The organism is Undibacterium sp. KW1, assembly GCF_009937955.1.
Classification (GTDB): Bacteria; Pseudomonadota; Gammaproteobacteria; order Burkholderiales; family Burkholderiaceae_D; genus Undibacterium.
Map to the genome: position 1 here is coordinate 1 of NZ_AP018440.1, position 10,883 is coordinate 10,883.

A 10,883-nucleotide genomic window follows, 5' to 3' on the forward strand; every position below is an offset into this window, starting at 1 on the left:
ACATTTGTTCAACCGTACTTTGTAGTGAGCGTTTATGAACGGTTTGCGACCGATGTCAACACAGTTTGAAGAAACCCGTCTACAGATCAGTACTGGCCCCGGGGTCAAGATTTCCCATATTGATTACACACCGCAACAGTATCGTAGCGTCAAATCAGAATCACCACCCTGCCTGGCTCTTTGTGTATTTCTGGAAGGCAGCGGCGAATCCATACTGGCTGACCGTTCGCGAATCCATTTCGCACCAGATCAGGCTTTGCTGTTTGCCTCGCCCAGCAATAGCTGTTCGGAAACCAACCTACCTGGACATCAGCGTCTGCGCGCTATCGAGATCCATTTTACAGCGCAAACACTGGAGCAAATAAGAGGCATGCAAATCCAGACCATGTTGCAGCAGCTTGCAGCTAATGCAAGCTTGCGTCCAGCTGGTGAAGACAGCTTTCTCTATCAGTTCCCTGCCTCAGCAGCAATTAGGGCGATTGCCGAGCAAATTTTTCGTCAGCGCACACCTGAAGGAACTCAACAGCTTTTCTTGCATAGCAAGGCACTGGAATTATTGTCGTTGATGGTGGAAGCCTTGTTATCCATCCTGGCCACTCCACGAAGCCAGGACAAACTTGCCATGCAAAAGCGGGACCATAAAAAACTGGATCGCGCGCGTGAATGTATGCTGGCAAGACTGGATCACAATTGGTCGTTGGCAGAACTTGCCCATGCTTCTAACCTGAATGAGCGCAAGCTGAAGGAAGGTTTCAAGGCCCTGTTTGGAAATTCGGTACATGCCTATTTGCAAGAAAAACGCATGCAGGCTGCCGCGCATTTGCTCAGTTGTACAGAACTCAGCATCACTGAAGTTGTGATGCAAACAGGCTATGCTAATCCCAGCCATTTCTCCAAACTATTCCGGCGACATTTTGGCATGTCGCCACGTGAATTCTCTCAACTGAAAACACCTTTTTAGAGTTGCTAGATTCAGATCGCCTGACGAAAACGCCAGTGGCGACAACTTTCCTGCTGCTCCCAGAAGCGTGAGTACAAGCCAGCATGCTGCATCAAACCAGTATGCTGTCCTTGCTCTACCAGTTTGCCCTGGTCCAGCACGAGTATCTGATCGGCGTCAGCGATGGTCTGCAAGCGGTGCGCAATCATCAGCACAGTCTTGCCACGTACTAGTGCCGCCATGGCTTGCCGTATTGCGTGTTCATTGCCGGCATCTATGGATGCAGTGGCTTCATCCAGCAGAATAATGGGGGCATCCTTCAAAATGGCGCGTGCAATTGAGATACGTTGTCTTTCGCCACCAGACAGGTTGCTACCACCCTCGCCAACCATGGTCTGATAGGATAGCGGCAGTGCTGATATGAAGTCATGACAGCAGGCAGCGCGAGCGGCAACGACCAGCTCTTCCTGAGTCGCATCTGGCTTGGCTATGCGTAAATTATTTTCTATGGTGTCGTTAAAGAGGTAACTTTCCTGCAGTACGATGGCCAGCATGTCCATGAGTGCATCCTGGCGCATATGACGAATATCGACACCTCCGATGAGGATTTTTCCGCTTGCCACATCATGAAAACGGGCCAGCAAATGTACGATAGTCGTCTTACCAGCACCGCTGGGGCCTACCAGGGCAGTCACTGTGCCTGGCTGAGCACTGAATGAGATATCTCTCAAGGTCTGCGCACCAGCTTCGGCACTGTAGCTGACATTGCAGAATTCTATATCGTGGCGGTCAGGCACGATAGCCAAAGTAGGCTCAGACAGGCTTTTTTCGTTGAGCAAAGCAGCTATTCTCTCAAAGCTTTTTCCATAAAATGCCAGTTGCGCGGTCAACAAGGCAGACTCGTTCATCATGGCATAAAAGCGATGACTCATGACCAGGAATACGACAAGTGTGGCATGTGCCAGTTTGCCATCCAGGTTCAGTTGGAAAGCGCGTGCCAATACCAGTAAAAAACCGACTTCCAGTAAGATAGAAAAACCGATTGCGGCAATGCCTGCGATGATTTCCACGCGTATCGACAGTGCGCGCAGGTTTTGCAGCGCACTCAATACCTTGTCATAGCCTCGTGCTGACAAGCCAAAAGCACGGATTACCTTGATGCCTTGCACGAACTCGAGCAAGCGGCTATTGGTTGTCGCTTTTTGTGAGACTTTGGCACGGCTGACCATGCTTGCTGTCTCCTTGACCAGATGGAACAGTAATAAGCCTGCTGCGACACTCGCCATGGTCAACAAGCCCAAACGCCAATCTATAAAGAGCAGCAATCCCCCGTCAGCCCGGCAATAGCCAATCTGCCGCACAATTCACCAGCCAGATGGGTGAAGGCTTCTTCTATATGCAGCAGGTTTTCTGTCATGACTGCCGTCAATTCACCAGTCTGGCGACGTGCATAAAACCCCAGTGGCAAGCGACGCAGATGCCCGGCAATTTGCAGACGCAAGTCACACATCATGCCAGTACCACCAATAAAGCCGTCCACATTGGATGCGACACTGCACACTAACTGCAGCAGCAGGCTGGCGACCAGTATCAGCATCAACTTGATCAAAAGCGCCATATTGAAATAGCCACCGAACATGGCATTCAACGCGGCAAACAGGACTACATAGGGAACCGTGGCAAACAGTGATTCTGCCACTCGCCAGACGATGCTGCGACGGAAGCGACCAGTATTATTGACTGATGTATCACCTTTAACAATGCGCATTAATCCAAATATCATCTGCATTATGCTGCTCCTTTTACAGCATTATGTGCCAAGGCAAGTTGTTCATGGCCTGATACAGCCTTTATTTTCCAGCTAGCACTATCGCTTTGCAATTGCCATAGCTGGCGGTACAAAACACAGTCCTCAAGCAATTTTGTATGCCTGCCACAAGCGATGACACGGCCTGCATCCAGCACCACGATCTGGTCAGCGTCAATAATCGTAGACAAGCGATGGGCGATGACCATGACGGTTTTGTCACGTGTCAGTACACCCAGGGCTTGCAATAACTGTGCTTCGTTGTTGGGGTCAGAGAATGCTGTGGCTTCATCAAGGACAATCACAGGCGCGTCCTTAACCAATGCCCTGGCGATAGACAGTCGCTGTTTTTCGCCACCGGACAATCGCGCACCGCGCTCGCCCAATACGGTTTGATAGCCTTGCGGCAAGCGGCTAATGAAATCGTGTGCCTGCGCCGCAGTTGCCGCTGCAATTACCTGAGCTTCGCTGATATCTTCGCGGCCAAGGCGTATATTTTCCAGCACCGTGTCGTCGAACAGGAAGACATCCTGCATTACGTAAGCGATCTGGGCGTGCATGTTTTCCAAAGGCAGTTCACGCACATCTATGCCACCAATCTTGACAGCACCTTGTTGCACATCCCAAAAGCGAACGAGCAATTGCGCCAACGTCGTTTTTCCAGCGCCGCTGGGGCCGACGATAGCAGTCAAACTGCCTGCTGCCATCTTGAAACTGACGTCTTGCAAGACATTCACATCACCATAACCGAAGCCAACATGGGCAAATTCTACGCTGTTGTCGTCTGGTACCAGGGTGCCTGTGGCGTCTGGCAGTTCAGGAGCTTCCATCAAGTCCTGTATCCGGCCATAGCCATCTTGTATCAGGCGCATCAGGCTGCCAAAAAATGCCAGTTGAAATAGCGGTCGGGTGATACCCAAGCCAAGCAACAGACAAAGAACAAACAGTTCCAGCGACAAACTACCCTGTAAATACCAATAGCCACCAAACGGCAATACGCATAACATATTGGCACCAATCACCACGGTAAAGGCTGACCAGGCAGGTACTGTCAGTTTCACCATGCGTACGATGACATCAAAATAGGCGGCAACCACCTGATGCAAGGCAACTGCACTGCTGGTGCTCTCTGCACCACGATAGTAGGTCTTGATGACGGCAATGCCTTGCACATATTGCACTACCTGGCTGGCCAAGCGAGCATTGACTTCGTTGTATTCACGCATGACTTCCGGTACTTTTTTCCATAGCAGCAGTTGCACGACGACTGCAAATGGCACAGTCGCCAGGGTCACCAGAGCAATGCGCCAGTCCAGATAGAACAGGACAATGGCGCTGATCAAAGGCAAGGTCAAGGCAGCAGCGCTGTCATTAAGATGGTGGGCAATGAATAGTTCCAGTCTGTCCACGTCATCACGCAATACTTTGTTGGTGGATTCTGCGCTGCGTGCCGTGATCCAGCCCATGGGCACGCGCCTGAGTTTGTCTGCTACTGCCAGACGCAGGTCAAACAAGATATTAAAAGCCGCCAGATGCGCCAGTATCCCGCCACTGACTTGCAGCAACCAGCGCAGGCCCATTGCCAGCGCCCCCCAGCACAATACGGTCCAAAGTCCGGCAAGGGCATTGTCTTGCCCGTTATGTGCCAATCGCAATAGCACCACATAAATGACAAATAGCGGTGCCAACGACAACACACTGCTGAGGGCACTGAATATGCCAGCCCAGATCAGGCTGGCCTTGCGGGCACCTGCCAATTCCAACAACGCCCACACACCGCGTTTTCGGTTAGCCATAGTATTTGCTTGATCGCTCATTATGCTGCCTGCTTGCTTAGCTGTCGTAGTTGAATATGGTCTGCTAGGTGAATTTCTTCTCGCGCACTTTTGAGAAAATAATTGAGCAGCATGGACTTGGGCATGGCGCCCATGATCCAGTTGCGCATCCGGAAAGACCATGCACTGTCAGGCAAATACAAGCTGGCTGCCTTGCGCCCACGGACTTGCAAAGCATGTAAGCCGGGTGACATACGTTGTTGGTAGCGCTGCAAGGCCGCCGGACTGGAATCTGCCGCCAATTCTTGCGCCAGGCAGCAAGCCCCTGCCAGTGCCATGCTGGCACCCTGCCCGTTTGCCAAACTCAGGCAATGTGCAGCGTCCCCCAGCAAGACCACCCTGCCACGACTCCATTCAGACATGTGCACCTGCATCAGCGCATCCATGTAGATGGAGCGTGTAGCAGGTAAATTGGTAATAGCATCTGTAACACGGGCATGACTGCCAGCAAATTGAGCTAACAACTGATCTTTGCGAGCCTCTTGCGTCGCTGCGGTGTCCAGATCGGATTTCCAGATGTGCAACGCTGTGATGCCTTTGCTGCCAAGCCGGTAGTACATGCTCATGCGGCGTGGCTCGGCAATGGCAACCATATCTTCTTCCAATTGCGTGCCAGCATCCAGCCAGTAAGCTGCTGCATGCATGCCCAGATGCTGGCAAAATTCAGTATCTGGTCCAAATGCCAGCCGCCGCGTCGTTGAACGAAAACCATCAGCGCCAATCACATAGTCAAAGCGTCCGGCTTGACCGTTGCTGAGCCGTACATCTACACCCTGCTCATCTTGCTGTAGAGAGGAAATTCTTGTCCCCAATTGCAAGTTCGCTGTATCGTTCAGGCTTTGATGCAAGATGTTGGCAAGATCATTGCGCAAAACCGTTTGATGGTCGAGTTGCGCCATCAGCTTGCCGTGATTAAATTGCATGATGGTGTTCCCGCGAACATCCAGGTAGAGATGACGGTCCATGGACAATCCTGCCTGGCGGAGTTGCACTAGCAAGCCCATCTCCTCCATCACCCGCAAGCCTGCACCAGACACACTGAGCATATAACCTTCATCGCGCAAAGTAGCTGACTGTTCAACAATAGTGACTGCATAGCCGCTGCGACTTAGCCACCATGCTGCACAAAGGCCACCAATACCTGCACCGGATATCAAGATACTTTTACTACTCATACGATATTTCCTGCTTTCCCTGCTATTGCCGCAGCTTGCGTGCGTAGCATGGCCTGCACTTCTGTACGAGACTCGCGCAGAAAAAAATGTTCAGCGTCTATGCTCATGCCTGCAACTGGTGTCGCGCTGTAGGCTTGCCAGCCCCGCATATGCGATGGTGTGACAAGTTTGTCACGCGTGCCTGCTATGGTATGTACAGGGCAAGGTAGACGTCGTTTCTCAAAACGCTGGTAGCGCGCGCCGACAGCGAAATCCGCCTGCATGGTCTTTTGCACCGCGCGCATCATGGCTGGTGCTGCCAGTACATCTGGCGGCGTACCGCCCAACACCTTGAGCACAATCGCCAAGTCAGCATGATCGAAAGGAGCGATCTGCAATAAATTGATGAGCATGGATGACAATGGCAGATGCGGCGGATTGGTTGCGGTCAACCATAGGGCTGCTGGTGGCCTGCCAGCCTCGGTCAAAGCCAGTGCCAGCTCGTATGCCAGCAGGCCACCTAGACAATGGCCGAACAAAGCAAATGGACGCTCATCGCCCATGGCATCAAGTTGTGGCCGAATTTGTGTCATGACCCAAGCTACCCAGAGGTCCATTGATTGCAAAGGACTTTCCATCAAAAATCCTTCGCGGCCGGGCAACTGTACTGGGCAAAATTGCATGTCGTTCGCCAGCGTTTGATGCCAGCCTCGAAAAACCGAGGCACCACCTCCCGCGAAAGGAAAAGCAAAGACAGGCAAACGCGTATCATCGCAGGGCATACCATAAGGAAAAACCTCGCCAACGGCTGCTGGTGCAGCAAAAGCAGATGTTTCTGTTACCCGGGCGATTGCTGTTGGCACGGGAAGCTGCCAATGTGGCAGGTTTTCATTGACTGGTCTGCCATCACGGATAAGACGCAGAGCCTTATAGCGCAAACTGGCCGTTGCCAGTGCTGTCTGCTGCGCTGCGAGCTCTTCACTGAGTACGGTTCTTAGAAAATTTTCTTCATTGGTGGCGGCATCGCCATTACCACCATTTTCTTGATACTGCATCTGTCTGACGTTGGCAGCAGCCAATACGCCTGCGCTAAGATCACGACAGGAATCCAGCCTGAAACCACCTTCAAGAAGTTGCCTGCTCAACGTTTTCCAAGCATCCTCGTTGAGCAAATCTGCAATCAACAGACAGCCGCCCGTCTTCAGTAAGCGCGCTGCACTAAGCACGAATGCAGATGGTGTATGCAATTCCTTGAGCAACTCTATAGCCAGTATCACGTCATGACTCCCAGCCACCTGAGGCAAACTGGCTGCATCAGCTACCTGCCAGCGTACTTTCAATCTCCCAAAACGGCTGCGGCAGGCATCGATCTGTTCAGGTGACAAATCAATGCCAGTCAAACTGGCAGATGTCTGTTTGCGTGCAATTGCCGCCAGCGTGCCACCACGGCCACAGCCCGCGTCAAGAATATGACAACCATCCAGAGCCGTGTCACCGATAATCTCCCACAACAGGCGTTCCTGCATATCTCCTGCAGACTGTTTGCTTCCCGCTTCCGCATAGCCGCGATTCATGAATTCAAAACGCTGCCCAGCATCCAGTGCCGTCACCAGGTCGTTCAGGCGTGCATATACAAGACGAGTCAAGCCCGCCGCCTCTTGTGCTTGCAATTTGACCTCCGTCATGACCTGACCTCTGCCAGAGCCGACAGTACCGGATCTTCTGCTACTACCTCAGCTTCTCCATTGGCTAAGGCTCTAGCATATAGACGAGGGGCCAGCAGTAAACCCGCAAATGCCAGACCACTGGTGATGATGAAAGTCGCACCATAGCCCAGCCTCGAAGTGACCCAGCCAGCACTCAGACCAAATACCAATGCACAAAATGCGTCGGTACATTGCAGCAAAGAATAATCAGTACCGGCCTGCGCTGGTGATGCCCAGTCCATCATAATTGTGTACAAGACCACGAAACCTAGCGACATCGTCGTGCAAAACAGCAGAAACACGCCAGCCAGCAAGGGTTTCGTATGCCATGCCTGACTTTCGATAAGCAGGTAGACAAGCTGCAGCGCCAAATATGCTACCAGGCTGGCCTTCAACATACTGCGGCGTTGATAACGTTTGAGCAGCAAGCCACCGAGCAAGGCACCGACCACACCAGCGATAGCCACACCTACACCGGACAAGATGCCGATCTCGACCACCGCAAAGCCACGGTCCACCAGATAAGTCAGCATGATGGTACTGAACCACCGCAAAGACGCCTGGCAACTGATGATGGTTGCCATTCCCCAGCGTATGGTTGGGCGGCACCAGGCTGCTCTAAGGCTGGGCGTAGTCTTAATGACAGGTGCCGCTGGTGATAAACGTCGTCTGCGTAGCCATAGTGCGGGCAAACCGCATAAAGCAACTAGTGCAGCAAGACAGCGTATTCCGGTTTCCCAACCAACGTAGCCAACCACAGTCACCAGCACACCACCACCCAGGATATAGCCAAGATAGCTGCCACCAATTTGCATGCTATTTCCCAGGCTGCGCTGGGTAACAGCCAATGCTTGCACTGCCATGCCGTCGGTGACTATATCTTGTGTGACCGATGCCACCATCAACACCAGCAACAAAAGCATGATGCCTGACAGCGCGGATTCTAGCGGCAGCAAAGTCAACACCAGCACACCACACAGCAGGAATAACTGGAAATTACTTGCCCAGCGCAAGCTTTGTTCAGGCTGACCACCTGTCATGCGGTCTATGCGTGAGGCCCATAAAAATTTCAAGGCGCTCGGCAAAAACAACAACGACAGCAAACCTATCTTGTCCAGGCCTATGCCACGCGCCCGCAAGAGCACAGGCAAACCTTCATGCACCAGCCCACTCAACAATCCCTGGGTAGCATACAAACCACCCAGTACAGTAAGCAGGCTGCCCGCAGCCATGGGTGCGCCAATTTTTTTCATCATAATTGCGCTTGTAGGCGTAAGCCAACCGTGCGCCCACGATTGTATTGTCCAAAATTGCCGAGAGGGCCGAACGAAAACGCATAGTTAGGAACGATACGGTCACCAGCATTGTCGACATAGGCAGTAAGGTTAAGCCGCTTGTTGATTTCCCAGTTAAGCGAAGTATCAATAAGTGTATAAGTCGGCTGACGCAGGGTATTGGCGGTATCGAACCACAGGTCACCTGAATAAGTCAGACCGGTGTTCCAGCGCAGCGTGCCTGCACCAGCCAACTGGAAGCGATACTCCATGCCTGCCCGCAAACTGACGGGAGCAACATAGGGCACACGTTTGCCATTCAAATCTACGTTGCCAACTGGCGCGTGGAAGTTTTCTATGGTGCTATGCGTCCAACTGGCACCACCTCGCACACTGAAGTCTGGTGTGGCAGCGAAGGCGGCATTGATTTCCAGACCATTGGTTTTGGCATCACCGACATTGGTCAGCATCTGGAATGGACCAGATTGCACTGGTGCCTGCAAGTCGCGGGTATTGCTATGAAAAATCGTGCCATCCAGTTGCAAACGATGGCCCATCAGGTCAGCCTTGAAACCTGCTTCCAGGTTTCGTATGGTTTCTGCTTCGTAAGGAATGCCACCCACTGTGTTTTCTGCAACACGGTTATAACCTCCAGCTTTGTAGCCTTCGCTTATCAAGCCATATACACGCCATTCAGGCGTTAATTGATATCCCAGTGCCAGCTTGGGACTGATATGACTGAAGCGCTTGTCCGCCACAAAAGACAGGCCCGCAGGACCTGTGCGTCTAAAATCAATATCTGCTTTATCTACGCTGTAGCGCAAGCCACCCGTCAAATCCAGGCGTTCATTAATATGCCAGACTGCTTCACCAAAGATCGCCATGGATGTGATGGTCGTTGCACTTTTACTTGGACCCGGGAACAGGAAGGCAGGCACTGTTGCCACTGCCACACCACGTAGACGTTCAAAGTCCTGCTTTTCATAATACAGACCAAACACCCCATCTACAGCGCGTTTCCCACCGCTGGTTGCAAGGCGCAATTCCTGGTAATAGGTCTTCTGATTTTCCGGGTCAGCATTACCTGTGGTGATGACGCGATCGAATTTCCTGTCCTGATAGGAACTACTAGATGTCAGCTTCCAGTCAAGTATGAAATAGTCAACAGCAAGCCCGACCTGGCTGACCGTGCGGGTCAGCATTGGTTCGGCAAAATCAAATGGCGTGCTAGCGATTGCCCGACGGTCTTTCAATGGGAAAGACTGGAAGTACTCATCATGTGCGCTGTAACGATCCCGGCTCAATGTCAGCAAGGCATCCAGATTGCCACCCGTTGGTGCCCAGCGCAAACGCGCCCGTCCCAAAACTTCGCGGCTAGAACCCAAATCATCAGCAACTTTAGCAGCACCATTGGCACGTAAGCGACCTGGATATTCGTCGGCATAAACATTGATGTCACCATACAGACTGTCTTTGATCAAGGCACCACTGGCCATGACATCAAGTCTGCGTGTCATATTGCTGAGATCCAGAGTCAAATTTGCTTTGCTGTTGTTGTTCGGTTTGCTGGTGACAATATTGATGACGCCAGCCTGTGCAGAACGTCCATACAGGCTGCCTTGTGGCCCTTTTAATAATTCAATTTGCGCAACACCAGCCAGGGGCTGGCTAAAATAAGACATATCTTGGGGTATGCCATCGACATAGACTGTTACCGCAGGATTATAAAAATCAATGGAGGGAGCTCCACGCATGCTGAAAAGCGAGTAAACCCGGGTACTGCGCGGCATAACTGTCAGCTCAGGAAACATTTTGCCCAGCTCATCAGTACGCACGATACCAGCGGCACTAAGGCGCGCTGCAGTGGCAACTGAACTGGCAACATCCGGTGTCAGCCCGGTCGCATCAAGTTTGGTGGAAGTAACCACCAGTTCTGGCAACACATAATCTTCGCGCTGCTGCGCCATTGCCCCGCTCATCAAACTGCTAGCACCCAGTGCACCGCTGGCGAGTAAAACACTACGCAAATAACTCAACTTCATTTCCACTCCTCTTTGATCAGTGGCCGCAGTATCTACGGCATTTCCGCGGCGCACTACCGTGATCGGTGCAAAAAATATCGTAATCGGTACTTTTAATTGATAATCATTCTCATTTAGAAGATATT

General features: G+C 52.0%; 8 protein-coding genes. 1 reads left to right on the forward strand and 7 read right to left on the reverse strand.

From position 1 onward, the window contains the following. Positions 1–52 precede the first annotated feature (52 nt). Complete coding sequence (locus tag UNDKW_RS29580) at positions 53–961, forward strand: helix-turn-helix domain-containing protein (RefSeq protein ID WP_232063483.1); 909 nt, start codon at positions 53–55, stop codon at positions 959–961. A gap of 11 nt (positions 962–972) precedes the next feature. Here the strand turns inward: UNDKW_RS29580 and UNDKW_RS30760 are convergent, their stop codons facing one another. Genes UNDKW_RS30760 through UNDKW_RS29610 form a run of 7 tightly spaced genes read right to left on the reverse strand, consistent with a single transcriptional unit; the run spans position 973 to position 10,758 of the window. Continuing rightward, positions 973–2,226, reverse strand: coding sequence for an ABC transporter ATP-binding protein (locus UNDKW_RS30760; RefSeq protein WP_255431558.1), 1,254 nt, complete (start codon positions 2,224–2,226; stop codon positions 973–975). 23 nt (positions 2,227–2,249) lie between these two features. Next, on the reverse strand, positions 2,250–2,729 hold the full coding sequence (locus UNDKW_RS30920) for an ABC transporter transmembrane domain-containing protein (protein ID WP_255431559.1): 480 nt from the start codon (positions 2,727–2,729) through the stop codon (positions 2,250–2,252). After that, positions 2,729–4,543 (reverse strand): ABC transporter ATP-binding protein, encoded by a 1,815-nt coding sequence (locus UNDKW_RS29590; protein WP_232063484.1) that lies wholly within the window; start codon positions 4,541–4,543, stop codon positions 2,729–2,731. The genes UNDKW_RS30920 and UNDKW_RS29590 overlap by 1 nt, the downstream gene beginning before the upstream one ends. Before the next feature lie 20 nt (positions 4,544–4,563). Continuing rightward, a complete protein-coding gene (locus tag UNDKW_RS29595; protein WP_162062167.1) occupies positions 4,564–5,757 on the reverse strand; it encodes an FAD-dependent monooxygenase in 1,194 nt (397 codons plus the stop codon). Further along, positions 5,754–7,421, reverse strand: a complete 1,668-nt coding sequence (locus tag UNDKW_RS29600; protein ID WP_162062168.1) for a thioesterase domain-containing protein — start codon at positions 7,419–7,421, stop codon at positions 5,754–5,756. The genes UNDKW_RS29595 and UNDKW_RS29600 overlap by 4 nt, the downstream gene beginning before the upstream one ends. Further along, on the reverse strand, positions 7,418–8,698 hold the full coding sequence (locus UNDKW_RS29605; RefSeq protein ID WP_162062169.1) for an MFS transporter: 1,281 nt from the start codon (positions 8,696–8,698) through the stop codon (positions 7,418–7,420). Before UNDKW_RS29605 ends, UNDKW_RS29600 begins: the two co-directional genes overlap by 4 nt. Continuing rightward, entirely contained in the window at positions 8,695–10,758 is a 2,064-nt protein-coding gene (locus UNDKW_RS29610) for a TonB-dependent receptor (RefSeq protein ID WP_162062170.1), read from the reverse strand. The genes UNDKW_RS29605 and UNDKW_RS29610 overlap by 4 nt, the downstream gene beginning before the upstream one ends. Positions 10,759–10,883: the final 125 nt, after the last annotated feature.

Coding starts and splice junctions, on each gene's coding strand:
- UNDKW_RS29580 (WP_232063483.1), top strand. CDS start 53: ATGTCAACACAGTTTGAAGAAACCCGTCTACAGATCAGTACTGGCCCC.
- UNDKW_RS30760 (WP_255431558.1), bottom strand. CDS start 2,226: ATGGCGAGTGTCGCAGCAGGCTTATTACTGTTCCATCTGGTCAAGGAG.
- UNDKW_RS30920 (WP_255431559.1), bottom strand. CDS start 2,729: ATGCAGATGATATTTGGATTAATGCGCATTGTTAAAGGTGATACATCA.
- UNDKW_RS29590 (WP_232063484.1), bottom strand. CDS start 4,543: ATGGCTAACCGAAAACGCGGTGTGTGGGCGTTGTTGGAATTGGCAGGT.
- UNDKW_RS29595 (WP_162062167.1), bottom strand. CDS start 5,757: ATGAGTAGTAAAAGTATCTTGATATCCGGTGCAGGTATTGGTGGCCTT.
- UNDKW_RS29600 (WP_162062168.1), bottom strand. CDS start 7,421: ATGACGGAGGTCAAATTGCAAGCACAAGAGGCGGCGGGCTTGACTCGT.
- UNDKW_RS29605 (WP_162062169.1), bottom strand. CDS start 8,698: ATGATGAAAAAAATTGGCGCACCCATGGCTGCGGGCAGCCTGCTTACT.
- UNDKW_RS29610 (WP_162062170.1), bottom strand. CDS start 10,758: ATGAAGTTGAGTTATTTGCGTAGTGTTTTACTCGCCAGCGGTGCACTG.